Origin of the sequence: Bacillus sp. NPDC094077, assembly GCF_050279465.1 — a bacterium.
Lineage (GTDB): Bacteria > Bacillota > Bacilli > Bacillales > Bacillaceae_G > Bacillus_A.
The window spans coordinates 126,358-152,957 of sequence record NZ_JBNNUF010000004.1 but is presented as its reverse complement, the minus strand read 5'-3'; the positions used below and the strand labels follow the sequence as shown (position 1 = coordinate 152,957).

Annotated in this window: 20 protein-coding genes and 1 riboswitch; of the genes, 11 read left to right on the top strand and 9 right to left on the bottom strand. The window is 37.5% G+C overall.

Translation table 11 applies throughout. The features are described from left to right. Positions 1 to 54: 54 nt before the first annotated feature. Positions 55 to 2,055: a YhgE/Pip family protein gene (locus tag ACQKNR_RS12500; protein ID WP_427318207.1), complete on the bottom strand. Its 2,001-nt coding sequence runs from the start codon at positions 2,053 to 2,055 to the stop codon at positions 55 to 57. A 135-nt stretch (positions 2,056 to 2,190) separates the two neighbouring features. Here ACQKNR_RS12500 and ACQKNR_RS12495 point away from each other — a divergent pair, with 135 nt between their 5' ends. After that, on the top strand, positions 2,191 to 3,075 hold the full coding sequence (locus ACQKNR_RS12495) for a LysR family transcriptional regulator (RefSeq protein WP_427318205.1): 885 nt from the start codon (positions 2,191 to 2,193) through the stop codon (positions 3,073 to 3,075). A 95-nt stretch (positions 3,076 to 3,170) separates the two neighbouring features. Here the strand turns inward: ACQKNR_RS12495 and ACQKNR_RS12490 are convergent, their stop codons facing one another. Both ACQKNR_RS12490 and ACQKNR_RS12485 read right to left on the bottom strand, forming a co-directional pair. Further along, complete coding sequence (locus ACQKNR_RS12490; protein WP_427318203.1) at positions 3,171 to 4,256, bottom strand: transcriptional regulator; 1,086 nt, start codon at positions 4,254 to 4,256, stop codon at positions 3,171 to 3,173. Between the two features lie 91 nt (positions 4,257 to 4,347). Further along, positions 4,348 to 4,497 carry a hypothetical protein gene (locus ACQKNR_RS12485; protein ID WP_002174240.1) on the bottom strand — a complete coding sequence of 50 codons (150 nt, stop codon included), beginning with the start codon at positions 4,495 to 4,497 and terminating at the stop codon, positions 4,348 to 4,350. 254 nt (positions 4,498 to 4,751) lie between these two features. On the opposite strand from ACQKNR_RS12485, the gene cydA reads away from it, so the two are divergent. From cydA to ACQKNR_RS12470, 3 genes are all read left to right on the top strand, one after another. Continuing rightward, positions 4,752 to 6,107 (top strand): cytochrome ubiquinol oxidase subunit I, encoded by a 1,356-nt coding sequence (gene cydA, locus ACQKNR_RS12480; RefSeq protein WP_427318201.1) that lies wholly within the window; start codon positions 4,752 to 4,754, stop codon positions 6,105 to 6,107. Further along, the gene (locus tag ACQKNR_RS12475; protein ID WP_427318200.1) at positions 6,100 to 7,125 is read left to right on the top strand and encodes a cytochrome d ubiquinol oxidase subunit II; all 1,026 of its coding nucleotides are present in this window, start codon (positions 6,100 to 6,102) and stop codon (positions 7,123 to 7,125) included. The genes cydA and ACQKNR_RS12475 overlap by 8 nt, the downstream gene beginning before the upstream one ends. Positions 7,126 to 7,478: 353 nt before the next feature. Next, positions 7,479 to 8,837 carry an arsenic transporter gene (locus ACQKNR_RS12470; RefSeq protein WP_427318198.1) on the top strand — a complete coding sequence of 453 codons (1,359 nt, stop codon included), beginning with the start codon at positions 7,479 to 7,481 and terminating at the stop codon, positions 8,835 to 8,837. A 103-nt stretch (positions 8,838 to 8,940) separates the two neighbouring features. Here ACQKNR_RS12470 and thiC read toward each other — a convergent pair whose 3' ends face one another. Then, positions 8,941 to 10,701, bottom strand: coding sequence for a phosphomethylpyrimidine synthase ThiC (gene thiC / locus ACQKNR_RS12465; RefSeq protein ID WP_427318196.1), 1,761 nt, complete (start codon positions 10,699 to 10,701; stop codon positions 8,941 to 8,943). A 112-nt stretch (positions 10,702 to 10,813) separates the two neighbouring features. Beyond that, a riboswitch (TPP riboswitch) is annotated at positions 10,814 to 10,929 on the bottom strand. 70 nt (positions 10,930 to 10,999) lie between these two features. Next, positions 11,000 to 12,655 (bottom strand): L-lactate permease, encoded by a 1,656-nt coding sequence (lldP, locus tag ACQKNR_RS12460; RefSeq protein ID WP_427318194.1) that lies wholly within the window; start codon positions 12,653 to 12,655, stop codon positions 11,000 to 11,002. Positions 12,656 to 12,953: 298 nt separating this feature from the next. Between lldP and ACQKNR_RS12455 the strand changes: the two genes are divergently transcribed. Next, entirely contained in the window at positions 12,954 to 13,271 is a 318-nt protein-coding gene (locus ACQKNR_RS12455; RefSeq protein WP_427318192.1) for a DUF4870 domain-containing protein, read from the top strand. Between the two features lie 199 nt (positions 13,272 to 13,470). Here the strand turns inward: ACQKNR_RS12455 and ACQKNR_RS12450 are convergent, their stop codons facing one another. Further along, positions 13,471 to 13,962, bottom strand: coding sequence for a metal-binding protein (locus ACQKNR_RS12450; RefSeq protein WP_427318190.1), 492 nt, complete (start codon positions 13,960 to 13,962; stop codon positions 13,471 to 13,473). Positions 13,963 to 14,012: 50 nt separating this feature from the next. Beyond that, positions 14,013 to 14,378: a YkvA family protein gene (locus ACQKNR_RS12445; protein ID WP_427318188.1), complete on the bottom strand. Its 366-nt coding sequence runs from the start codon at positions 14,376 to 14,378 to the stop codon at positions 14,013 to 14,015. Between the two features lie 539 nt (positions 14,379 to 14,917). Between ACQKNR_RS12445 and ACQKNR_RS12440 the strand changes: the two genes are divergently transcribed. The 6 genes from ACQKNR_RS12440 to ACQKNR_RS12415 all read left to right on the top strand — a co-directional run bounded on the left by ACQKNR_RS12440 (position 14,918) and on the right by ACQKNR_RS12415 (position 24,157). Next, complete coding sequence (locus ACQKNR_RS12440; protein ID WP_427318186.1) at positions 14,918 to 16,846, top strand: LTA synthase family protein; 1,929 nt, start codon at positions 14,918 to 14,920, stop codon at positions 16,844 to 16,846. A 594-nt stretch (positions 16,847 to 17,440) separates the two neighbouring features. After that, positions 17,441 to 18,325: a D-amino-acid transaminase gene (locus ACQKNR_RS12435; protein ID WP_427318185.1), complete on the top strand. Its 885-nt coding sequence runs from the start codon at positions 17,441 to 17,443 to the stop codon at positions 18,323 to 18,325. 210 nt (positions 18,326 to 18,535) lie between these two features. Beyond that, on the top strand, positions 18,536 to 20,281 hold the full coding sequence (locus ACQKNR_RS12430; RefSeq protein ID WP_427318183.1) for an SH3 domain-containing protein: 1,746 nt from the start codon (positions 18,536 to 18,538) through the stop codon (positions 20,279 to 20,281). A gap of 368 nt (positions 20,282 to 20,649) precedes the next feature. Then, on the top strand, positions 20,650 to 21,861 hold the full coding sequence (locus ACQKNR_RS12425) for a NupC/NupG family nucleoside CNT transporter (RefSeq protein WP_427318181.1): 1,212 nt from the start codon (positions 20,650 to 20,652) through the stop codon (positions 21,859 to 21,861). A 242-nt stretch (positions 21,862 to 22,103) separates the two neighbouring features. Next, positions 22,104 to 22,859, top strand: a complete 756-nt coding sequence (locus ACQKNR_RS12420; protein WP_427318179.1) for a dGTP triphosphohydrolase — start codon at positions 22,104 to 22,106, stop codon at positions 22,857 to 22,859. Beyond that, the gene (locus ACQKNR_RS12415) at positions 22,856 to 24,157 is read left to right on the top strand and encodes a glycosyltransferase family 2 protein (RefSeq protein WP_427318177.1); all 1,302 of its coding nucleotides are present in this window, start codon (positions 22,856 to 22,858) and stop codon (positions 24,155 to 24,157) included. The genes ACQKNR_RS12420 and ACQKNR_RS12415 overlap by 4 nt, the downstream gene beginning before the upstream one ends. A 198-nt stretch (positions 24,158 to 24,355) precedes the next feature. Here ACQKNR_RS12415 and ACQKNR_RS12410 read toward each other — a convergent pair whose 3' ends face one another. Beyond that, positions 24,356 to 24,490, bottom strand: a complete 135-nt coding sequence (locus ACQKNR_RS12410; protein WP_000833067.1) for a hypothetical protein — start codon at positions 24,488 to 24,490, stop codon at positions 24,356 to 24,358. Positions 24,491 to 24,774: 284 nt separating this feature from the next. Next, on the bottom strand, positions 24,775 to 26,289 hold the full coding sequence (opuD, locus tag ACQKNR_RS12405; RefSeq protein ID WP_427318175.1) for a glycine betaine transporter OpuD: 1,515 nt from the start codon (positions 26,287 to 26,289) through the stop codon (positions 24,775 to 24,777). Between the last annotated feature and the right edge of the window lie 311 nt (positions 26,290 to 26,600).

Here is a 26,600-nt window from a genome sequence, read left to right as displayed (position 1 = left end):
CAAATAGCGGAATAAAAAGAAGCTATCCGGAAAAATCGGATAGCTTCTTTCATTTTAAGAAACTTGCTCTGCATTCGTTTCTCTATGCTGTATATGGCTCGTAATCCAAGCAATTCCTCCGGCAACAACGAGGTAGCATAACAATATTAAAATTTGCATTTGTAATTGCGACCAATCTCCTAAAGAGATAACATCTTGTAATCCTCTAAGAGAATGAGACATTGGGAGAAACTTTCCAATTTCGCTAAGAACATCTATGTTTAATTCCCCTGGGAAAGTACCACCGCTCGTCGCTAATTGCAGAACGAGAAGCGTTACCGCTGCAAACTTCCCAACAAGACCGAATACCGTTACTAACATAAGAATAAACGTCATGAATGTAAAGGAAATAACAATACTTGATAAAATAAAGAGCGGCACACTTGCAACTTCTAACTTCATAACTCCTAACACAACCACATCTACAAGTAGTGCTTGAATGAGTCCAATTAAGTATACTAATCCTAGTTTATTAACAAAATGTACTGTTCCGCTTACCTTCATATTTTGCCTACGGCCAAGCGGTAAAATATTCGATGCCATAATTCCGCCGACATAAAATGCAAGTGATAAGAAATATGGTGCAATACCTGAACCGTAGTTAGGCACGTCAGAAACTGTTGACTTCACTAATTGAACCGGCTCTGAGAACATCGTATTGCGTGCATCATCATTGCGAACATCCGCTATCGTCTCTGCACCCTCTCCTAATTTCGTAGAAAGTTCTTTCGCACCGCCGTCAAGCTTAACAAGTCCGTTCGTTAACTTCCCAGCACCGTTATTTAACTCCGTTCCACCACTTGCAAGCTGATTTACACCTTCTTGCAGGGAAGTAAATCCATTTCCCCACTTCGTAAATCCATCAGCTAAATTTGCTGCACCATCTGCTACCTTTTTCGTTCCAGCAGTAGCTTCACTTAACTTAACTCCGAACGTATTCATGCCTTCTTCAACCTTATGCTGACCATCAGCAAGCTTCTTTGCACCTTGTGTCAATTGTTGTTGGCTATTATTTAAAGTATTTGTTGCTTTAGCTAGTCCATTAGACGTAGCAACGATTTTTTGAAAAGCAGGATCTTGCTGTGCCTCTGGATGATTCTTCACGTACTCTTCTAATTGTTGTTTTACACTATTGGCTGCATCATCCGCTTTCACTTGCCCCTCAGCAAGTTTCTCACTTCCGCTCACCCATTCATTTGTACCAGCGCTTAATTCACTAACTCCTGATTGTAACGTTTTTTCACCTTGCGCTAGTAACTCCATACCACTATGAAGTGATGTCGCTCCTTGACTTAGCCCATTTGCTCCCCCAGTTAAGGCAGATTGGCTAGATGCAAGCTTGTCACTTCCCTCTTTTACTTTCGATGTCCCGTCACTTAAACGATGAATACCATCTGCAAGCTGATTCGCCCCATTTTTTGCATCCGTCGTTCCTTCATGTAACTTCTCAGCACCATTACTTGCATCACTTAACCCTTGTGCCAAATCTTGAAACTTTGAAAAGACAACTTCTGTATAAGATTTTGTAATACTATTTGAGATTTTTGTTTTCATATTTTCAACAGCTGTCGTTCCAATTTGAGCTGCTACAAAGTTTTTACCTGGGTTTACTTTGTATTGCAGTTGCGCCGGCTCTGGTTTCTCATACATAAGTGTACTTACCTTTTTAGAGAAATCCTCTGGAATCGTAACAACCATATAATACTTATCTTCTTTTAGCCCTTCATTAGCATTCTTTTCTGATACGAAATGAAAAGCCAGTTCCTTATTCTCTTTTAAATTTTTAACAAAATCGTCTCCTGCATGAATTGTTTTTTCATCCATCGCAGCACCCTTATCTAAATTCACAACCGCAACAGGTAATTTATCTAATCGTCCGTACGGATCCCAATATCCAGCTAAAAAGAATCCTGAATAAATTAAAGGAACGATTAATAAAAAAATTAAAGCGATACGTCCATGTTTATGGTGCCACATCGCCTTCCAATCTTTAAATATGAGTTGAATTCCCTTCATGAAACATACTCCTTCTTCTAATTTAACACCCTTCGAATGGTTTAACAGATTTACTATACACGTCACTTTTCATACTGTATAATACATCTTTAATTATAAATTCATTCCTTCTGGTCTATAGAAAGGAGATTGAAAATGGAACTTCTTCAATTAAAATACTTTCAAACAGTCGCACGACTAGAACATATGACAAAAGCAGCTGAAGAATTGCATATCGCGCAGCCTTCACTCAGTAAAACAATCGCTAGACTAGAAAAGGACTTAGGCGTCCCGTTATTTGATCGCCAAGGTCGACAAATTACATTAAACTCTTTCGGAAAAGTATTTTTAAAACGAGTAGAACGTATTTTTCATGAATTAAGTGAAGGGGAACGAGAAATTAAAGATTTATCTGAATTACAACAAGGCTCTATTACACTGGCCGTTTCTATTCCGAGAATATTACCAGAACTACTCGGTTCTTTTTTACTAGAGCATCCTAACGTTCGATTCCAGCAATTTCTCGCGTCTACTCCTTCTATGAAACGACAACTAGATAATATAGAAATTGATTTTTGTATCTCCTCGGTGCCGATTGAAGGCGAGGAAATTGTTTGGGAGCCACTTATTACAGAAGAAATTTTCTTAGTCGTTCCTTCAGGACATCGGTTATCTAGCCGCGAAAGTATACATCTGCATGAAGTAAGGGACGAACCGTTTATTAGTATGAACACTGGTTACGGATTTCGGCACTTAACAGATGAATTTTGTAAAGAAGCTGGTTTCACTCCACATATCGCTTTTGAAGTAGATGAACCAACCGTTATTAGCGATCTCATTAAGCAAGGTCTCGGCGTCGCATTTGTCCCAAGTTTAACTTTATTAAAAAACTCTACTTTAGCATCAAATAAGTTACGTATTATTGAACCTAATTGCGAGCGAACCATCGGCTTAAGTTGGTCGAAGAAACGTTACTTATCAAAAACCGCCCAGCAATTCCGTGAATTTGTGATTGATTACTTCTCCAATATTAGGACGTAAAATTATATCAACGATTTTTTCAATATATCGACGTTTCGACAAGGAATATCGATTTAACACAAATAGAAGGTGCCATCCCTATAAGGTGGCACCTTCTATTTGTTACGCTTCTCTAATTCCATTTCAGCTAAAAGCGGTAGTACGTTATCGAAAATATGCGTATTATTATTTTCGCCTGTCACGTATCCACCATAATATCTACTAAATACATTATCATTTCGGAATGTGGCCATATGATCATACAATTCCTTCGCAAACTTTGTATCACCTGTTTGTAGTACGTACAAAATCGTTAATCCGTAAGCGGCTGGCGATTCATAATTCACAGCTCGTTTTCCCGTTTCTAAATGATAACGACCGTATAATTTTCCATCCTCTTGGAATTTTTTCTTTATGAATTCCAAATATGCATCTGATGAAAGACCGCCTAAACTACGATGATATGCAACATACGATTGATCAATAAGATTCACTTCTTGATCGTACGTAAATGTACCATCTTCTTTATACTCTTTCGGGAATGCCCAGCCACGCCTTGGATAATCAGCTAAAAACTGAACTACTTCTTGATACTGCTGAGCAGAAACTTTTCCGTACTTTTTCATATAAGAAAATGCATGTGGATTTATGTATGATGTTGTTGCAAAATTATTTTGTTTACCTGCATCTGCATCATAATAATCAACGTAATAATTATCTTTCTTATTATAACGAAGTACAGCATCACTCAATTGATCTGCAAGGTTTTTATAGCGATCTTCCTTATACATTTCATAAGCACGATATAATTGTTCTATAATACGAAGATCATCTATAAGTGCATTTGTAGCTGACTGCATTTCTCCCTTTTCAGAAATTTTCCATAAAACGATACAATCCTTATGTACAAAGTTATTTTGAATAACCTTTACTTGCTCATCAAATAACGCTTGGTCATCTTTATCCAGTGTATATTGTAACCATAGTCCTGCCGATTCTGATAAAGCTTCACGGCCTTTCGCTTCCCCCGTACCTGCCTTTGTATCTGCTAAACGATATGTGGCAAGCGTCCCATTTTCATTCACCATATGTCTTAAAATAAAATGTTCCGTACGGTTTCCTTGTAAAGCTGACCAATACACAATTCCACCTAAAGCAAGTAAGAGAATAACTCCAACCCCTATATAGAAACGTTTCCGCAAACTTTTCACCTCCCTAATAAGGCTAACCTTAATTTTACCAGAACATACGTAAATTAAAAAAAGACAATCTAATAGATTGTCTCCCGCGCTTCTATCCCTCACAAGCCTCTTTAGAAGGTCTATATAGCGATTCCACAAGTCGATCATATTCACGACGCGTAATTTCTTTATTGTACAACTTTAATAATAAATCTCTATGCTCTTTTGAAAATGCCATCTTTTTAATGACTTCAGGATACATAAAACACCCTCTCCATTTCACATAAACTTCTTTCTTCCATAAAATAGAACTTATGTTCGCATAAAAGATTATAAAAGATTCCTTACTAAAAAACAAACAAAATATGATCAAATATTAATTTCTACCTATTCTAAATATTCAAACACAATATTACCATATTCACTTTTTAAATACACATATATTTTTGGCAGTTTTTTGAATAAATCTTCCAATTCAATCAGAAAATAATGGCAAAAAAGAAGAGGAGTATACATATGGATACCGTAACATTAGCAAGAGCATTTTTTGGTTCTTCATTAGCATTCCACATTATCTTTGCGACACTTGGAGTCGGGCTTTCATTGATGATTTTTATAAGTGAAATACTGTATCACTGGAAGAAAGATTCCGACTATGCCATTATGGCGAAAAGATGGACAAAGGCGTTTGCCATCCTTCTCGGTGTAGCCATTCCAACTGGAACAATTGTTGGTGTGCAAATCTCACTTCTTTGGCCTGGTTTCGCCAAAATTGTTGGGCAAGTTATTTCTGTTCCCTTTCAAATTGAGATTTTCGCCTTCTTTTTAGAAGCTTTATTCATGTCCATTTACGTATATGCAGCTGATAAACTACCTCCATTTATGAGATTAATCTCTCTCTTTTTCGTTATGATTGGTGCCACGGCATCCGCCGTGCTTATTACATCAGCAAATACGTGGATGAATACACCAGCAGGCTTTTCAATGGGACCAGATGGCTCAGTCTTTAACGTCGATCCGTGGAAAGCTTTCTTTAATCCGAGCTTTGGCACTAGCGCATTCCACGTCGTTATTACAGCCTATGCAACCGGAGCTGCTGTCATTGCTTCTATCGCTGGATTCAAATTATTAAAGAAGAATGTAAGTACACGTGAAATTGCTTACCACAAAAAAGGATTGCTGCTAGGACTTGTCGTGACATTTATTACAGGTGCTACGATGTGGCTTTCGGGACACGAATCGGCGATTGCCTTACATAAGCATTCACCTGAAAAACTTGCATCTGCTGAAGCTTTATTTGAAACGACATCACATGCACCGTTATCACTCGGCGGGGTTGTGGATCCTAACACTCTCGAACTAAACTATGCACTGGAAATTCCGAACATGCTTAGCTTATTAGTGGGACTAGACCCTAGCACTGTCGTAAAAGGGCTAAAGGAATTTCCGCAAGAAACATGGCCACCATTTTATACACATACACTGTTCAACTTAATGGTCGGCACCGCTGCCTTTACCTTTGCAGTTGCAGCAATTGCTCTCTTATATTGGTACTTTATTTACCGAAAAAAAGGCACGGAATTACCGAAATGGCTTCTTTGGGGTGCTGCCGCATGTGGACCAGTTATGATGCTCGGTATTGAATTCGGATGGATTTTCAGCTGTAGCGGTCGTCAACCGTGGACAATTTATGGTATGCAACGTACAGTCGATGCTTCTACACGCGCTGATTTCGTCGGTCCTTTATTTATTCTATTCATCATTTTATATATCGGACTTGCTATTTTAACAGTCTTTGTACTACGGACATTCTTTAAGAGACATCCGTTAAAGAATGATTTACATCACCAAGGAGGCGATTCTCGTGCATGAGGAAAGTATTGCAATTATCATCTTATGGGCTCTTATTTTCGTATACAGTATATTAGGGTCCATTGATTTTGGAGCGGGTTTTTGGGGCATGGTATACGCGAAACATCCAACACTCGCTGCCAAGCTTGCCAATCGATACTTATCACCAACTTGGGAAGTAACAAATACGTTTCTTGTCTTTGTCGTGGTCGCTTTTCTCGGCTTCTTTCCAAAAGCTGCTTTTACTCTCGCCACAGTGATGTTCGTACCAGTTATGTTAATTTTAGTACTTATTGCGATTCGCAGTACATTTATGGTATTTGCTTACTCCCTGCCAAAGTACCAGCACCTCCTGCGGATTATTTCAGGCATTACGGGGCTCTTAATTCCAGCCCTATTAATTACCGTTTTACCTGTTACAGAGGGAGCCTATATTACAATGTCTGAAGGAAAAGAAGTCCTCCTTTACGGAAAGCTTCTTTCTAGCCCTGTTATCTATTGTTATATGCTCTTTGGACTAACCTCGGAACTCTTTCTATCATCTCTCTTCCTTGCTGATTTTGCTAGAGAACAAAGTTCAGAAGATACGTATAAAATTTATAGAAGAAATGCCATTATCCTTGGACCTGCAACGCTCGTTACTGCGATTATCGCCCTCGTTGTAATGGATCCAGAAACACACTGGCTTATGCAAGGGCTAGTAAAGCAATTCCCATGGTTTACAGTTTCTATCGCTTTATTCATTATCGGGTACTCTTCTCTTTGGTGGACAAACAAGAAGTACAGTACACTAGGATATCCTCGTATTGCCGTTTTAGCTGTCATCGCTCAATATGCATTTGCAAGCTACGCTTACGGTGTTGCACATTTACCATATATTATTTATCCTGACGTAACTGTATTTACAAGCTTTACGACGCCCGAAACATTCTATGCACTACTGATTCTATATGCAATTGGAATCGCAATTTTACTTCCTGGATTTATTTTCTTCTGGAATTTATTCTTGAAGGATCGAACTTTTTTGAAGGAAAAATAATAAAGTGGGAAGTCTATTCCAAAAGACATTTTGGGATAGGCTTCTCTTATTATTCTTTGTCATGTTTTGTCGGTAAATCGATATATTTCAAAAATCGCTGATATATTTTGAGTTGCGGTCAATATTCAAATAACCGCTAATATAAATTTCATTTACTATTTTCCCGTTCTCCCAAAAATTTATAGACGCCTCTCACAATAGTTATTCCACTACTAGAGACACTTTTCCCATAGCTTAAAAAACACATATTCACTTTATTCCATTATCCGTCTAGTTCTTCTTATTTTCCGCCGAATATACTAACTTGAGACAAGCTACATTTGTTCAAGAAAAAATAGAAAGGTAGGCAAAATATGAGCATTGAAATATGGATTACTATTATTGTATTCTTCTTAACGATGATTGTTATCTTTTGGCGGCCCCGTGGCTTAAACGAAGCGTGGCCAGCAGCAATCGGCGCTGGTATTATCCTAATTACTGGCCTTGTATCAAAGCCAGACGTCATGGACATTATCAGTAAAATCGGAGGTGCCTCCATAACGATATTAGCGACCATCGTTATGGCAGTTATATTAGAAAGCTTCGGCTTCTTCCATTGGGCTGCAGCAAAACTCGCAAATCTAGCGAAAGGTTCCGGCCACCGCCTATACTGGTACATTCAATTACTATGTTTCCTTATGACTCTTTTATTTAATAATGACGGTAGTATTTTAATTACAACTCCAATTTTAATTCTACTTCTGAAAAACCTTCAATTAAAACCTCATCAACAAATCCCTTATTTATTAAGTGGTGCTTTAATCGCTACTGCATCTAGTGCACCAATTGGTGTAAGTAATATCGTAAACTTAATTGCATTAAACATCGTCCATATGACTCTTTATATGCATACTGCTATGATGTTTGTACCTGCAACATTAGGGTTATTGTTTATGTCATGGCTCATGTATACAGTTTTAAAGAAAAAACTCCCAAAAAAATTACCTGTTTCTTCATATGATATTGAAGAAATTTTCTTCACGAAAAACTTCCATCCGTTAAAAGGAAAAAACTCTGTTGATACGAAACAAAAACGTACAAGATTCATGTTAAAAGTATTAGGTTTCGTCTTCCTTATGCGCTGTCTTCTGTTCGTTGCATCCTTCTTATCTATCCCAATCGAAATTGTTGCAGTACTCGGTTCCCTCGTTCTCCTCATCTGGAGATGGTACTACTTACGAACAAACCCTATCGATATTTTGAAAAAGACACCGTGGCATATTTTAATTTTCGCCTTCTCTATGTACGTCATTATTTACGGACTCCACAACGCAGGGTTAACAGCCGCACTTGTGCAATGGCTCGAGCCAGTTGTAAGTCAGCATTTACTCTATGCTAGCTTTGCAATGGGCGGACTTGTATCCATCCTCTCTAACGTCTTCAATAACCACCCTGCACTTATGATTGGTACAATTACATTAACAGAAATGGGACTAGACCCAGTCACATTAAAAACAATCTACCTCGCAAACATTATTGGTAGTGACATCGGTTCACTATTATTACCAATCGGTACGTTAGCTTCCCTCATCTGGATGTATATTCTGAAACAAAACAAAATTAAAGTAAAATGGAAAGATTATTTAAGTGTATCTCTCATCGTTATTCCTCTCACAACAGTCGTCACATTATTCCTCTTATACTACTGGGTACACCTCTTCTTTGCCTTATAAAGAAAACAGAAGCCCTCTTTGCTACCGTCTTAGCAAAGGGGGCTTCTTCTATATTTAAGTTAGGTACTACAGTGTGATCAATCGAGTAAAGAGGTGTAACGTGTTATTGGTATAAATGACTACCAGTGTCTTTAAATTCTTTCGCTTTCTCTTTCATTCCTTTTTCAATTGCTTCTGTCGTTTCTAAATCATTTTCTTTCGCATATTCACGAATATCGTGTGAAATTCTCATACTACAAAACTTCGGCCCACACATGGAACAGAAATGAGCCGTTTTCGCTCCTTCTGCTGGTAATGTTTCATCATGATACTCCATCGCGCGTTCAGGATCTAAAGATAAATTAAATTGATCGCGCCAGCGGAATTCAAAGCGTGCTTTTGAAAGTGCATCATCACGCTGATGAGCCGTTTTATGACCTTTCGCAAGATCAGCCGCATGCGCTGCAATTTTGTACGTAATAACACCTTCACGAACATCATCTTTATTCGGTAAACCTAAATGTTCTTTCGGTGTTACATAACAAAGCATCGCAGTTCCAAACCAACCAATCATCGCAGCCCCAATTGCAGATGTAATATGGTCATAACCTGGTGCAATATCTGTCGTTAACGGTCCAAGTGTATAGAACGGCGCACCCTGACAAATATCAAGTTCTTTCTCCATATTCTCTTTAATTAAGTGCATCGGTACATGACCGGGTCCTTCAATCATAACTTGCACATCATGTTTCCAAGCAATTTTCGTCAATTCACCAAGTGTCTCAAGCTCAGAGAACTGCGCTTCATCATTTGCATCTGCAATCGAACCTGGACGTAATCCATCTCCAAGAGAGAACGATACATCGTACTGTTTCATAATTTCACAAATCTCTTCAAAATGAGTATATAGGAAGTTTTCTTTATGATGGAATAAACACCACTGCGCCATAATTGACCCCCCGCGCGAAACGATACCTGTCGTCCGCTTTGCAGTAATTGGAATGTAGCGAAGTAATACACCAGCGTGAATGGTAAAATAATCAACACCTTGCTCCGCTTGCTCAATTAACGTATCACGATATACTTCCCACGTTAAATCTTCTGCAATTCCGTTTACTTTTTCAAGCGCTTGATAAATTGGCACTGTTCCAACTGGTACAGGTGCATTACGAATGATCCACTCACGCGTCGTATGAATGTTTTTACCTGTAGATAAATCCATAATCGTATCTGCACCCCAGCGCGTTGCCCACGTCATCTTCTCTACTTCTTCTGCAATCGAAGAAGATACAGCAGAGTTTCCGATATTTGCATTTACCTTCACGTGGAAGTTACGTCCGATAATCATCGGTTCTGCTTCCGGATGATTAATATTCGCTGGTAAAATGGCACGACCTTCCGCAATTTCCTTACGAACAAACTCAGGCTCTACCCCTTCACGAATTGCAACATATTCCATCTCAGACGTAATCATACCGTTACGTGCATAATGCATTTGCGTAACGTTTCCCCCTTGCTTCGCTCTAAGCGGCTTACGATCCATTTGTGGGAAAACAGGTGTATGTTTCGAAGCCACTTTTACACCGTCATCCTCTGGTTTCACTTCACGCCCTTCGTATGCTTCTACATCTCCGCGCTCAACGATCCAAGAGTGACGCGGCGTCGGAATCCCCTTTTCCAGCTCCACTTTATACGCGGGATCCGTATAAGGACCACTCGTATCATATACACGAATCGGCGGATTCGAAACACCATTTGTATCACTTTGTTCAATCTCACGCATCGGCACTTTCATACCTTCACGTGGTCCATCCACATACACTTTCTTACTCCCTGGTAAACTCGATTTCAATTCGATTTGCTCAGCTGAAACAGACTGTTTCATAACCTTTATTGCCCCCCTGTACGTGACAAGGACGAGATATGGCCAGCGCATGCCAAAATAAAAAGAGCCAGGTCCATAAAAAAATAAGGACCTGGCTCATAAAGACATCATTATGTAAAGCCGTTAACTTCCCTACGCTGGTACGAGCCAGATCAGGTCCAAAGGGTTAAGAAGTTCACGCGCTTCTCTCTCAGCCTACGCATACGTTAGGCACCCCTAGTTTATCACTGATTTAATTTTCAATACTTTCCAATCATACACGATAATCTGAAAAATGGAAAGGTTATTTCTTTTTCAATTACGGAATCATCCAAGTTAAATAATAAGCCTGCACATACGTCATAATTCCAACAATTATAACGAAGAATAAACTATGTTTCACCGTAAAGCGGAACAGATCCGATTCTTTTCCCGCAAGTCCAACTGCCGCACAAGCGATCGCAATCGATTGTGGAGAAATCATTTTACCCGTTACACCACCTGTTGTATTTGCCGCAACGAGAAGTACTTCAGATACACCAACTTGCTGTGCTGTAATTGCTTGTAAATTCGAGAACAATGCGTTCGCTGACGTATCAGATCCAGTTAAGAATACGCCAATCCACCCTAAGAATGGTGAGAAGAACGGGAATAGTGCGCCGGTTCCTGCTAACGCTAACGCTAATGTAGAAGATAAACCAGAATAGTTTGCAATAAATGCGAATCCTAATACGAATCCAATTGATAGAATTGGCATTTTTAATTCATTTAACGTTTCTTTAAATGTCACTACTGCGTCTTTTGCACTCATCTTCAAAATAAAGATAGAAATGATACACGCAATTAAAATTGCTGTTCCAGTCGCTGATAAAATATCTAATTTCAGAACTGCCTCATAAGGCGTTGGTTTATTTACAATTGGCTCTGCTTTCATGACTAAATTGTGCAAGCCTGGAATTTCAAACTTAAATACGAGACTCTCTAAAGCGCCTCCTGGAGCGAATAATGCTTTAAAAAAGTTTTGACTCCAAATCACAACCATCACCGTTAAAATAATGAACGGAGACCATGCTTTCACTACTTTTCCTACCGTTAGCTTTGGCATAGATGTCGTTGTTGCTGCTACTTCACTATTTGCTTGTTTAGATTGATAAATCTCTTTCGGCTGCCATACTTTTAAGAACAGTGATAAACTTACTAAACTTACAAGTGCTGATGTAATATCCGGAAGTTCTGGCCCTAAGAATGTCGCTGTAATGAACTGCGTAATTGCAAACGAACTACCCGCTACGAGTAAAGCAGGCCACGTCTGTCTTACCCCTTTAAATCCATCCATTAAAAATACGATAAAGAACGGAACAAATAATGATAGAAACGGTAATTGATGCCCTGCCATTTGTCCAATTTTATGTGGATCAATACCTGTTACTTGTCCAGCAACTGTAATTGGAATTCCCATCGCTCCGAACGCTACCGGTGCAGTATTTGCGATTAAACAAAGACCTGCTGCATATAAAGGATTTAACCCAAGACCTGCAAGAAGCGCTGCCGTGATTGCTACTGGTGCACCAAATCCTGCTGCTCCTTCTAAAAACGCTCCGAATGAAAATCCAATTAAAATAACGAGTAAACGATGATCGTTTGTAATAGATAATACAGACGCACGAATCACATCGAATTGACCTGTTTTTACAGAAATTTTATATAAAAATACCGACATAATGATAATCCAAGCAATTGGCCATAATCCGTATAAGAAACCGTATCCGGTTGCTGCCATTGCCATCGTGAACGGCATTTTATAAGCGAATAATGCTACTAAAATTGTAAGTACAACTGTAATAAGTCCTGCCACATACCCCTTCATACGGAAAACTGCTAAAGCCAAGAAAAAAAAGATGATCGGAATAAGTGCGACTGCTGCCGAAATCCAAATGTTACCGAACGGATCGTAAACTTGTGTCCATGTGTTCATTGTTCTCTCCCCCTAAAGAATCCCCTTTTAAATAAATATCACCTTATCAATAGACTATCAGGTCATCATACCTTTAAGCCTAAAAATAAAAAACGTTTAAGAAAACGTTTTCAATAACTTTCATTTATACTTTATCACAACCATTTCCCTTACAAAAGATTTTTTTGAAAATTTTATTATTTAATATAAAAATCTTACAAAAACGTCACGTTCTTGTAATGTTCATCGATAGTAAGCTTACCAAAATTATTGCATAATAATAAGTATAACAACTGACATTATTCATGAGGTGATATATATGAACGGAAACAAAATACTAGCTGCTTTATCATACTTTAGTGTACTATTTGCCCCTATCTTATTCCCTATTATCGTTTGGATTGTGGGCGATTCTGAAACGAAACCACATGCAAAACGTGCGTTATGGACACACATCATCCCAAGTATCGCTACATTGATTGGCGTAATTATTGTAGGAATCATGGGTATCGGATCTGACCAGCCAGATGTAACACTTGGAATTGGAGCAATGATTGTTTTATGTATTTGCGGAATCATTAGCTTATACTACTTCATTTGGAACATCGTAAAAGGTATTAAAGTACTGAAAGCTTAATTTTAAACAAACGTTTAATTAAAAAAGGACACTTGCAAATTGCAAGTGTCCTTTTTCCCGCTATTTGCGGGCAGTAAGACTCCCACCTCAAAATTCGGCTGGAGCAAAGAAGTTAGGTGGGAGTCGAGCTGCCCGTAAACGCCCGATTGGTGAGGGCTGATAATCAGTGGGGGAAGCCCCCACTGATTAAAGTTTCACTTTATCTTCTACGTTTCTTCTTTTTTCTCATCATTTTCTTTCGGCGCGTATTCACTTTATCCGCTATAATGTGGAGCGTACTCGCCACAACAATTCCCATTACGAACGTTACAATTTCAACCTCATATTCCTTCGTCATTTCTATTAAATTCCCGTCCAGTGCGATTACGTTTAATAGGAATAAAAATGGAGAAAACACGATTAACATGTATGCAATACGAATTACATCACCGATTATAATCGTATGTGTAAAAAAGGAACGATGCGGCATTACCCTCTTATACGGATACCAAAATATGCGTAGGAATCCCCATTTATTATACGCATTACTGTACGTATCTAAATCCGGTGTTAAAAATGAAGTACCTACTAAAAAGCCAATTGCAAAAGTTAATAAAAAATCAAAATTTGTTAATCCATACGAAAAGAGCAGAAACAAAACAACCGGAAGGGATATTAAGTTTATTTTCGTATGCGTTCTTCCTGATGGCATAATGCACTTCCTCGCTTACGTTCGCCCTGTCACTATATGACAGTTCTCACCTATTGATCTAATTTCTGATCGATAAATGATGTGTCAACATCCGAATCAAACCATTCTGCCAACTTCACTCGCGCCTTATCTTTCACATCTGCATTGACGTATAACGACGCTTGTATTAGCGCGGCCGTTAATGCCCCTAAATCATCCGTATAACCAATTCCAGCAATAAAATCTGGGATTGCATCAATCGGTGCAATAAAATAAGCAAGTGCTCCAATTACAATAATTTTCACTCGTTTTGGAACATCAGGTCTTTGCAAAACGTAAAACAGTAATAAACTTGCATAAATGACCGACTGTCCCGCTTGTTTTGCAACATGTTTCACTTTCTTCCAAAACGCTTCAACTGAAAATTTTTGTTTCATGTAAAAGCCTCCCTATTTTTTTAAAGAAATAAGCTACAATATGTTATCAGTAAAAGTTCATCAAAATTACACATAATCTATCAATGAATTTTTATTGTAACAAACAAAGCTTAAAAGAACAAGTGTTCGTTAATTTTTGCACACTTTCTTTCATATAATAGGTTTCTAGACAACCACTTACACATCTTCATTTCTTATTTCTCAACCTTGGGTATTTTCGTTTTCACTTAACATTCCACTCTATCTTTGTTATATTTTCTAGTTGACGGACATATAAACGAATGTTAAAGTTTTCTCTGGTAGTGACAAATCACATACAAAAAATGTAAAATGTTATAGTGTTTCTCAGAAATGAATTTTGTTGTATAATACAGAAATGACGTTATGCTTATGAGCAACACAAGAAACCAAAAGGGTATGCATAGTTATAGTCGTATATGGGTGAATATAGAACCTCTAATTATGGCCAAGAAAACTATGTATTTTTTATTTTATCGCTCCAAAATCGACCAAGCCTGATAGAGAAAGGGTGGAAGTGAATGAAAGAAACCTTGAAATCACAATTTCAAAATGTGCGTTTCACTTTATTCGTAGCTTTGGCCGTGTGGCTGAAAACCTACATTATTACACGCACAAGCTTTGATTTAAAACTTGAATCTTTCATGCAAGAATTCATTTTATTCATTAGTCCATTAGCAGCATCATTACTGTTTGTGGGACTTGCATTATTTGCAAAAGGAAAAAAACGTAACTATATAGCACTTGGAATTAATTTTGTCTTAACGTTCATTCTTGTAGGTAACGTAATGTTCTACGGATTCTACAATGACTTCGTTACTTTACCAGTACTAGGACAAACATCTAACTTCGGAAGTTTAGGTTCAAGTGTGAAAGAATTATTTAACTACAAGGTTATCCTTGCATTTGTGGATATTATTGTATTCTTCGTTCTATTGAAGAAGAAGAAAGAATTTGCACCGACAGAGCGTGTATCACGTCCGATGCGTTCCCTATACTTCGTGTCAACAATTGCTATTTTCTTCGTAAACCTAGGATTTGCAGAAGCTGAGCGTCCAGAACTATTAACACGTTCATTCGACCGCGTTATGCTTGTTAAAAACTTAGGATTATATGTACACCAAGCATACGATCTTGGCTTACAAGCAAAATCAAGTTCACAAAAAGCATTTGCCGACGGTAGTAAATTGCAAGAAACAGAAAACTACGTGAAAGCAACACAAAGCAAACCTGATCCAAATATGTTTGGTACTGCAAAAGGGAAAAACGTAATCGTTGTCTCTCTTGAATCATTACAAACATTCTTAATCGGTGCAACAGTGAACGGACAAGAAGTTACACCGTTCTTAAACCAATTTACGAAAGAAAGTTATTACTTTGATAACTTCTTCCATCAAACTGGACAAGGGAAAACATCTGATGCTGAATTCTTAGTAGATACTTCTTTATATCCACTAGACCGTGGTGCTGTATTCTTCACACACGGTAACAATGAATACACAGCAACTCCAGAAATTTTACGTCAGCAAGGATACTACACTGCAGTATTCCACGCAAACAACGCAACATTCTGGAACCGTAACATTATGTATCCGGCACTTGGTTATGACCGTTACTACAACGAGCTTGACTACAAGATTACGCCAGAAACAAAATTAAACTGGGGATTAAAAGATATCGAATACTTCGATCAGTCTATCGATATGTTAAAACAAGTGAAGCAACCATTCTACACTCGCTTCCTTACTTTAACGAACCATTACCCATTCACTTATGATGACAGTACGAAATTAATCGACGAATACAATTCTGGTGATGGCGTATTTGACCGTTACATGGTAACTGCTCGTTATTTAGACGAAGCAATGAAACACTTTATTGAGCGTCTAAAAGCAGAAGGTATTTATGACAACTCTGTTATCGTATTCTACGGTGACCACTACGGTATTTCTGAAAACCATAACCGTGCAATGGCACAGTTCTTAGGAAAAGAAGAAATCACTACATTTGACCATATGAACTTACAAAAAACACCGATGTTTATTCACGTTCCAGGTCAAAAAGAAGGCAAAACAATTTCAAAACCAACTGGTGAAATTGACATTAAACCAACTATCCTAAACTTACTTGGTGTAGATTCTACGGATGACGTTCGATTCGGTCATGACGTATTCTCACCAGATAATAAAGGATTCGTTGTTCTTCGTGACGGTAGCTTTGTTACAGATAAGTATATGTACACAAACAGTACATTCTACGACCGTAACACTGGTGAAGTTGTACAATTACCGAAAGAAGAATCTCAACCACTCATTGATCGTGCACAAAATGAATTGCACATGTCTGACAAACTCATTGAGGGCGACTTACTTCGTTTTTCTAAAAGTAATAAGATCAAAACTGGTGAAGTAAAAACAGCTATTAAAGAAGAAAAGAAGAGCGCTGAGTAATCTCAGCCTCTTTTTTTTATTTTCCGCTACCCTTCCTCTTCTATTCATTAACTTTAAAATTACATAACCTTTACCAAATATTCACACCACATTAATGAAACATTTCTATAATAAAATATGTAAACAAGGTTCTACATATTTCTTATCTCTCATCTTCAATCAGATCCCTTAAAGAAATATGCGAATCGTTTGTTTTTTACTTTCTTATAATTGTCTTTCAAAACGTTTTGTTTCCATACACAAAACATTCAATAAGACAATATCCCTATGAAAGATAGCTACCCTCCTTGTGCAACATTCCATGCGAATGTTGCTTTTTTTTATTTAAAAGCAGGATTCTTATTTCTTATTTTCGAATTTGTATATACAAAATGCTATAAGTCACTATTACTTCTCTATCATTTACAAATACATATACGTCATATGTATAGAATTGCCTACATAAAAATTACTATAGTGACTTTATCCCTCGTTAACCGGCAATAGGAATCCCGCTTCAAAATTTGGCTGAATCAAAGAAGTTATACGGAAAATCCACTACCCGTAAAAGCTCGATTAATCAAAGTTTCACTTTACTTCAGTACTTACGAAAGGATGGGACGGAAATTGGCATACGAAAGATTTGTACTTTGGAATGATGCAGTTATTGACACAACGAAACAAAAAACGTACATAGAACTTGAAGAAAGGGGTTTGCAATTTGGAGATGGTGTCTATGAAGTGATTCGCCTCTATAATGGAAACTTTCACTTATTAGATCCACACATAACAAGATTATATCGCTCCATGGAAGAAATAGAATTATCGCTCCCTTTCTCAAAGGCAGAACTCATTACCTTACTTTACAAACTCATTGAAAGTAATAGTTTCCACGAAGATGGAACCATTTATTTGCAAGTATCTCGCGGTGTACAAGCTCGTACCCATGCATTTTCATATGACATCCCTCCTACAATCTATGCTTATATTACAAAGAAGGAAAGACCCGCTTTGTGGATTGAATATGGGATACGTGCTATATCAGAACCAGATACTCGCTGGCTTCGCTGTGACATTAAATCATTAAATTTATTACCGAATGTATTAGCCGCTACGAAAGCTGAACGCAAAGGTTGTAAAGAAGCTCTTCTCATACGAAATGGTATTGTAACTGAAGGTAGCCAATCTAACTTCTTTCTAATCAAAAATGGAACACTCTACACCCATCCAGCCAATCACCTTATTTTAAATGGGATTATTCGTCAATATGTCCTTTCTTTAGCTAACACTCTCCAGATTCCTGTACAAGAAGAACTTTTTAGCATTCGTGACGTTTACCAAGCCGATGAATGTTTCTTTACAGGAACAACGATTGAAATCTTACCAATGACTCACCTTGATGGAGCTGCGATTCAAGATGGTCAAGTTGGTCCTATCACGAAAAGACTACAAGGATCCTTTTCTCAAAGCCTTTTAAAATCCAACATATCATCTTCTTAAATACGAATAATCTCTATTTTTCTATAGCCAATATATGTATTTAAATTGAAATCAAGGTATGAATTCATGCCTTGATTTTTTTCTTGTAATCTTTTTGTCACATTCAGTTTCCCGCATAAGTCTTGACAGTAATCGACATGCCTTTTAGAATTTTTAATAGTTGGTAAATATTTCTTCACTACATTACAGACAGAAAGGAATCGACAAATCATGAAAAAATATCTTGCCGGTCTTGCAGCAGTGTCTGTAGCAGGAGGAGCAGCCCCTACACTTGATAGTGTTCAAGCTGCCCCGGAACAGAATACACAAAAAGCTGCTACACAGACTGTACAAGCTTCTGCATCAAACAACTCATCTTATACGGTAAATGCGGACGTATTACACGTTCGTTCAGGATCAAGTACTTCTCACGACATTATCTCTCGCGTTTATAACGGTCAATCATTAGACGTGATTGGCGAAGAAAATGGTTGGTTCAAAATCAATCATAATGGAAAAACTGGCTTTGTCAGTGGCGAATTTGTATCAAAAAATGGAGCAAGTAATTCCAATGTAAGTACAACAGGTGGAAAGAATAAAGTTACTGCCGATGTGTTACGTGTACGTACAGCTCCTAGCACTTCTAGTTCTGTTTCAGGACGTGTATATGAAGGACAAACATTAAACGTAATTGGTCAAGAAAATGGTTGGGTGAAAATCAACCACAACGGACAAACTGGTTATGTTAGTGGCCAATTCGTATCAGGCGTTTCTGCAAATACAGGATCTACAAACGATACGAATCAACAAACTGTACAACCAGCAAGCGGAAACTATACAGTAAATGTATCATCCCTTCGTGTTCGTACAGGCCCTAGCACTTCTCATCCAACTGTAGGTTCAGTGAAACAAGGACAAGTAGTACAAGTTGTTGGTGAAGTTCAAGATTGGTTCAAAATCAATTATGCGGGTCAAACTGCTTACTTAAGTAAAGACTACGTAACAAAGGGCGGCTCTAACGAGAACGTCGTACAAGGCAACAAAGAAGATAACAAGCAAGAACAAAACAATAATGTAACTGTTCAAACTGGTGGTACTTACGTTGTTAATACAACATCTCTACGTGTCCGTACAGGTCCTGCTACTTACCATAGTGTAATTGGTGGCGTGTTAAACGGTACAACATTAAACGTAGTTGGGTCTGAAAACGGCTGGTTCAAAGTGAACTATCAAGGAAAAACCGGCTTTGTTAGTAGCGAATTTGTAAAATTCGTTAAAGGAGGCACGGCTACTCCTGAACAGCCGAAACAACCTGAAAAGCCTAATCAAGGTGCAATTGGTGACTACTACATTAATGCTTCTGCACTAAATGTACGTAGTGGCGAAGGTACAAATTATAGAATCATAGGTGCACTTCCACAAGGACAGAAGGTTCAAGTAATCTCTGAAAACTCTGGATGGAGCAAAATTAACTACAACGGTCAAAATGGTTATATCGGAACACGTTTCCTATCTAAAACACCAGTTGGAGGCGCAGTAGATAATAAGCCTAATAACAACCAAAATAACAATCAAAATAACAATCAAAACAATAATAATACAGGCAACAACAGCGGTGACAGCTCTTCTATACTTGCATACGCGAAATCAATGCAAGGTGTACCGTACGTTTGGGGCGGAACTTCTGCTAACGGTGTGGACTGCAGTGGCTACATCTACCACGTATTTAAGAAATTCGGTCATAATATTAGCCGTCAAAGTGTTGCTGGATATTGGAGTAGCCTACCACAAACTTCAAATCCACAACCAGGTGACTTAATTTATTTCCAAAACACTTATAAATCAGGTCCTTCTCACATGGGTATTTACCTTGGGGGCGGATCGTTTATCCAAGCTGGAGATAACGGTGTAGCAATCGCTTCATTAAGTAATTCTTATTGGAAGAGCCACTTCTTAGGATACACGAAAGCACCTTAATGAATAGTTTCAAAGCCTTCTAGTTTACTAGAAGGCTTTTTTATAACGCGTTCAACACATCACTCCCCCTTTACCTACCTTCCCTCTACGAAAAATAATGCATCCATTCTTCCATTTCATACACTATATTCTATAAAAATAATCCATAACGTTATCACAATGAATAAATTCCCATAAAAAACATAACCTATTGCATGTCCATTCATTTTATATGTGTTTTTTTGAAGAATTTTCTTTTTATTTAAACTTTTCGTTAGACGTTTGACCTCTGATGCCCATTATGATAAGTTACATAAGATGTTATATTCGCAAAAGTATAGACAACTGGTTTATACGCTTTTTTACTATGAGGAAGGAGCATACACTGCATGAATCTTTTATGGGGAATTGGCGGCGTGATTGGAGTATTAGCAATCGCTTTCTTACTATCTTCCAACCGCAAAGCTATTAATTGGCGCACAATTTTAATCGCGCTAGCATTACAAATGTCATTTTCATTTATCGTATTACGATGGGATGCTGGAAAAGCAGGTTTAAAACACGCTGCTGACGGTGTTCAAGGATTAATTAATTTTTCTTACGAGGGAATTAAATTCGTTGCTGGGGATTTAGTCAACGCAAAAGGACCTTGGGGATTTATCTTCGTTATTCAAGCACTACTTCCAATCGTATTTATTAGTTCATTAGTTGCAATCTTATATCATTTCGGTATTATGCAGAAATTCGTTAGTATCATTGGTGGTGCATTAAGTAAACTTCTTGGGACTTCTAAAGCAGAAAGTTTAAACTCAGTAACAACTGTATTTTTAGGACAAACTGAAGCACCAATCTTAATCAAACCTTACTTAGCACGTTTAACGAATAGTGAATTCTTCGCTATTATGGTAAGCGGTATGACAGCTGTTGCTGGATCAGTTCTTGTCGGTTATGCAGCGATGGGCATTCCGTTAGAGCACTTATTAGCAGCTGCAATTATGGCATCTCCATCAAGTTTATTAATTGCTAAATTAATTATGCCAGAAACAGAAAAAGTAGATAATAACGTCGAACTTTCTACAGAACGTGAAGACGCAAACGTTATTGATGCAGCTGCACGTGGTGCATCTGAAGGTATGCAACTTGTTATTAACGTAGCGGCAATGTTAATGGCCTTCATCGCATTAATCGCTTTATTAAATGGATTATTAGGATGGGTTGGTTCTTGGTTCGATATTAAACTTAGCCTTGATTTAATCTTCGGTTACTTACTATCACCATTTGCAATCTTAATCGGGGTATCTCCTGGTGAAGCTATACAAGCAGCAAGCTTTATCGGTCAAAAACTTGCAATCAACGAATTCGTTGCATACGCAAACTTAGGGCCACATATGGCAGATTTCTCTGCAAAAACAAATCTAATTTTAACATTCGCAATCTGTGGATTCGCAAACTTCTCTTCTATCGCAATTCAATTAGGTGTAACAGGAACTTTAGCTCCTAGCCGCCGTAAACAAATTGCACAATTAGGGATTAAAGCAGTTATCGCTGGTACATTAGCGAACTTCTTAAATGCAGCAGTTGCAGGTATGATGTTCCTATAATTTCATGTAAGTCCTCCTCTTTAAAAGAGGAGGGCTTTTTATATAATATACATACAATTTATATATATCCTATATCTGAATGTACAGACAATATGATACAATAATTTGTACGTCTATTTATTTTTTTTGCAGTAGAGGGATAATACTTGTTGTTCTAACTAAAAGAATTTATGGTCTAATTCTTAATAATTGTGCATACTACAAGTGTCCTTACATGAATTACCTTTAAGGAGGAACGTTTTGTGAAAGATAAGTTCTATAAAATCCTATCTATTTGGATTTTACAAATTATATTTTATTTTACTACCGTACATGTAACGAAATATGAGCATGCGCTCACTTTCACAATTATATATGTAGTTGTAAACGTACTATTCTTACTCTTAGCTGATAAAACAGCATTCGTGTTCTTCATACTCGGAACCATCATTTCCGTATTCTACTTATTTTACGAAGCTTGGCTTCACTTATGGAGTACAACAGATCAATGGAAATATATTATTACCCACTTCCTGATGGCAGCAAACTTCTTCATTGTATACATCTCAACTAACTTATTAAAAAAAGTTATTCATGAAAACAAAGAGTTAATTGAGCGCGTGAGAACGTTAGAACAATATATTGGAGAATCAAAATTATTAACAAGACAAGAATTTGAAAGACGCCAAGCGTTATTAGTAACGGCGATGAATCGTCGTAATGAAACAGGCGTTATTATTTACTTTGATTTCACTTCTTTTAGTAAATATACGAAGGAAAGCGTTATGGACCGTGTAGCTTCATTATTAGTTGAAACAGTAAGAAACGAATTCGACCTTACTGCTGAATACGATAACAATACGCTAGTTATTTTATTACAAAACACAAATGAAGCCGGCGCTAACATTGTAATGAACCGCCTAAAGCCCAAAATGGAGCAGTGGCTTGCTGCTGAGGCAATTCAAGATATAAAAATTTCACGAGAACAAATCGGAAACAAAGGACAGACATTATTATGATGACACTCGTTATACTTCTTTTATTCCTTCTGTTTTGCGTACTCGTTTTTTGGATCAGCATCACATTTTCAATTAAATATGTACTTATTTTTACAGCCTTTCTATTCTCTGGCTTACTCGTTTACTATTCTCTCTTAACACTTGCAGGCTTAATTCACCGAAATAGTAAACGAAAAAATCGTACACTAGAACATTATCCAAGCGTCGATATTTTAATACCTGCCCATAATGAAGGGGTTGTTATTAAAGATACTTTAGAAGCGATGGCGAAGATTGAATACCCAGGCAAACTAACCGTTTATTTATTAAACGATAATTCTCAAGATGAAACACCTGAAATCGGGGATGATTTTGACAAAGCTTATGCTCATATTCGTCACATTCGTGTTCCTCCTGGTGAACCAAAAGGAAAATCACGTGTATTAAACTACGGACTTAGCATTTCGGATGGTGAATATTTCTGTGTTTACGATGCGGATAATCAACCTGAACCACAGGCATTACGAATGCTTGTAGAACACGCTGAAACAATTGAAGATGCTGTTGGGGCTGTTGGACACGTTCGTACAGTCAATGAAAAAAGAAACTGGCTTACACGAATGATTTCACTAGAATTCCAAATCTTTCAGCTTCTTATGCAATCAGGACGCTGGTTATTATTCCAAACAGGCTCACTGACAGGAACGAACATGCTTCTTCGTCGCTCCGCATTAGAAGAGCTTGGCGGCTATGATCCTTATGCAATTGCCGAAGATGCTGAATTAACATTACGAATTACACAAAAAGGATATCTCTTACCAATTGTTCCAGAATCGATTACATGGGAACAAGAACCTGAACACTTAAAAATTCTTATTAAACAACGTACACGTTGGCTCCAAGGAAACTTATACATTTTAGAAAAAATGTTTTCTTCATTAAGTTTCTTTAAAGGGAAACTTCTCGTCCATTCCTTGCAGCAAGTTTTAGTGTATATCGTATTTTGGCTATTTCTAATCATTTCAAACGTTTGGTTTGTAATTGGGGTACTTGGGATATTCCAGATTCAATATAGTATTCCGCTACTATTTATGTGGTACGTTTCGTACATTACATACGTTTCACAATTATTTAGTGCCCAAAGTGTTGAACGAACCTTTACACCGACTAATATTTTCATTAGTGTCATTATGTACTTTACATATGCACAACTCTTTACGTATTTATTTATTCGCAGCCTCATCCTTTATTTACGTGCAAAGAGCAAAAAACAAGTCATTGGCTGGGACAAAACAGTTCGATTTAAAAAAGAAAAGTAACACTTTAATCAGTCTGGGGGTTTCATCTCCCACGGATTGTTATTTTGCAGAATAAAAATAAGCACAGAGCGCCGTAAGCTCTGTGCTTATTTATTGCCGTATAAATTATATATCAGACAATACCCCTTAGCTGAAAGTAATTTCACGTCCATCCCCCAACGAACGATCGACCTTCATTTATATACGAAAAAGTGATTGCTATTTTTGTAGAACCAATTGCTTCTCTTGCTGCTCTTTGCGCGTTTCAGTCTTAGGTTCCGTGCTTTCTTGGACACTACGATGTGCCACACGTTTCAAACAAATATGCTTCCACTTTCTTTCGTAACGTTTCATTATTCTAGATGTCCCCCTTGAATACGCTTTAAAACTATTTGAAATCGCTTACAGGAAATAATATAGCACATATAAAGAAAAGTGACAACACATTTCCGACAATTTTTTGTCAAAAATATGAATAGAATTTGTAATATATCGAACATTGTCGAAATCCATCGTTTTTTCTTTATATAAAAGGCATACTACTTATATAATAATATATTTTATTTCCCTTACTTGCATTTCAAATTCCTTCTATATAAAAAAGAGCTGATATGAAATCAGCTCTTTTCCTTCTATTATTAATGACGCTTCATACGTCCCTCTTTTTGTAACTCTTTAAATAATGCTGCCATCATAAAGAAAATAACAAATACGAACGGGAATGCCGCAATAATCGCTGCCGTTTGTAGTGCCTCCAATCCACCAACATATAATAGGATAGAAGCTAATGCAGCTAACACAAGACCCCAAACTAACTTAATACGATTTGGTGGATTTAAACTACCGTGTGTTGTTAACATTCCTAGAACGAATGTCGCAGAATCTGCTGATGTAATAAAGAATGTTGCAATAAGTAGAATACCTAAAACTGATAAAATTGATCCAAAACTACCCATCTGATCAAACATAGCAAATAATCCTACTTCTGTTCCCATCTCTTTCACTTTTTCAAAGAGGTGTGCATCACCAAACAGCTCCATATGAATACCAGTTCCACCGAAAACAGAGAACCAAAGTGCACCAATTACGGTCGGTACGAGTAACACACCAATAACAAACTCACGAATCGTACGCCCTCGTGAAACACGAGCAATAAATGTACCTACAAACGGTGACCATGCAATCCACCATGCCCAATAGAAGATTGTCCATGACTGAATCCATTGATTTCCACCTTCATCTAATGGACTTAATCGGAAACTCATACTTGGCAATTCCTGAATATAAGAACCAATTGTTGAAGTGAAGTAATTCATAATAAAGTTTGTTGGACCTGCAAATAATACAATAATCATAAGTGCAAATGCCAAAATAATGTTCGCATTACTTAAATATTTAATTCCTTTATCAAGACCTGTTTGTGCAGATAACATGAAAAGAACTGTTACGATTGCAATAATAATTAACTGTGTCGTTAATGAATTCGGGATAGATGTTAAATAACTAACACCACCTGCAATTTGTTTCGCACCAAGACCCAATGACGTCGCAACACCAAAAACAGTCGCGAAAACAGCTAACACATCAAATAAATGAGCAACACGCCCATGGTCCCCGCTCTTAAATAACGGACCTACTGTCGCACTAATTGTACTTGCTTTTCCTTTTCTAAAGGTAAAATATGCAATACATAAAGCTACAAACGCATATAGTCCCCAAGGATGTAATCCCCAGTGGAAAAATGAAAAACGCAGTGCAAGACGTGCACTTTCCTCAGTTGCACCATCTCCAAACGGAGGTGCGTATAAATGGTTTAATGGTTCCGCAACGCCCCAGAAAACTAATCCTATACCCATACCAGCACTAAATAACATAGCAAACCATGTCATATAACTATAATCAGGTTCATCATCATCTTTACCTAAACGAATAGAACCGTATTTCGAAACAATTAAAAAGATGGCCACACCTAAAATGATAGAAACAGAAATAATATAAAACCATCCAAACTTGCTAACCAGCGCAGTTTGAATTGCAGTTGTTACATTTCCTAGGCTACCTTTTCCAATTATAGATTCGGGAATAATCCCCCAAATTGTAAATGCAATACAGATTGTTAATGAAACGATAAATGTTTTTGTCAGTTTCCTCATCAAATCCCCCTTCGTAGGTTTCACTTTGTAAATAACACAAATTCCGATATGTTAAATCGGATAGAAAACTATAACTTTGCAGTGATTTTCTTACTTTCACCTTCACCAACTAGAATTCTTATGGACAGCCTTACCTTCCGTATAACCTTTTCACTCTGCAAGAGCTACGAGATAGAAATACTGCTGTCAAATTGTGCGAGAAAAATGCGGATGGGAATGTATTTTCCCAAAAAAGGATGTGTTACATATGTAAAAAAGGGCAAATTCCTTCCTTGCAACCCTTTCTTCTTGTAACAATTATGCGGTTTTTT

Coding starts and splice junctions, on each gene's coding strand:
- ACQKNR_RS12500 (WP_427318207.1), bottom strand. CDS start 2,055: ATGAAGGGAATTCAACTCATATTTAAAGATTGGAAGGCGATGTGGCAC.
- ACQKNR_RS12495 (WP_427318205.1), top strand. CDS start 2,191: ATGGAACTTCTTCAATTAAAATACTTTCAAACAGTCGCACGACTAGAA.
- ACQKNR_RS12485 (WP_002174240.1), bottom strand. CDS start 4,497: ATGTATCCTGAAGTCATTAAAAAGATGGCATTTTCAAAAGAGCATAGA.
- cydA (WP_427318201.1), top strand. CDS start 4,752: ATGGATACCGTAACATTAGCAAGAGCATTTTTTGGTTCTTCATTAGCA.
- ACQKNR_RS12470 (WP_427318198.1), top strand. CDS start 7,479: ATGAGCATTGAAATATGGATTACTATTATTGTATTCTTCTTAACGATG.
- thiC (WP_427318196.1), bottom strand. CDS start 10,701: ATGAAACAGTCTGTTTCAGCTGAGCAAATCGAATTGAAATCGAGTTTA.
- lldP (WP_427318194.1), bottom strand. CDS start 12,655: ATGAACACATGGACACAAGTTTACGATCCGTTCGGTAACATTTGGATT.
- ACQKNR_RS12455 (WP_427318192.1), top strand. CDS start 12,954: ATGAACGGAAACAAAATACTAGCTGCTTTATCATACTTTAGTGTACTA.
- ACQKNR_RS12450 (WP_427318190.1), bottom strand. CDS start 13,962: ATGCCATCAGGAAGAACGCATACGAAAATAAACTTAATATCCCTTCCG.
- ACQKNR_RS12445 (WP_427318188.1), bottom strand. CDS start 14,378: ATGAAACAAAAATTTTCAGTTGAAGCGTTTTGGAAGAAAGTGAAACAT.
- ACQKNR_RS12440 (WP_427318186.1), top strand. CDS start 14,918: ATGAAAGAAACCTTGAAATCACAATTTCAAAATGTGCGTTTCACTTTA.
- ACQKNR_RS12435 (WP_427318185.1), top strand. CDS start 17,441: ATGGGACGGAAATTGGCATACGAAAGATTTGTACTTTGGAATGATGCA.
- ACQKNR_RS12430 (WP_427318183.1), top strand. CDS start 18,536: ATGAAAAAATATCTTGCCGGTCTTGCAGCAGTGTCTGTAGCAGGAGGA.
- ACQKNR_RS12425 (WP_427318181.1), top strand. CDS start 20,650: ATGAATCTTTTATGGGGAATTGGCGGCGTGATTGGAGTATTAGCAATC.
- ACQKNR_RS12415 (WP_427318177.1), top strand. CDS start 22,856: ATGATGACACTCGTTATACTTCTTTTATTCCTTCTGTTTTGCGTACTC.
- ACQKNR_RS12410 (WP_000833067.1), bottom strand. CDS start 24,490: ATGAAACGTTACGAAAGAAAGTGGAAGCATATTTGTTTGAAACGTGTG.
- opuD (WP_427318175.1), bottom strand. CDS start 26,289: ATGAGGAAACTGACAAAAACATTTATCGTTTCATTAACAATCTGTATT.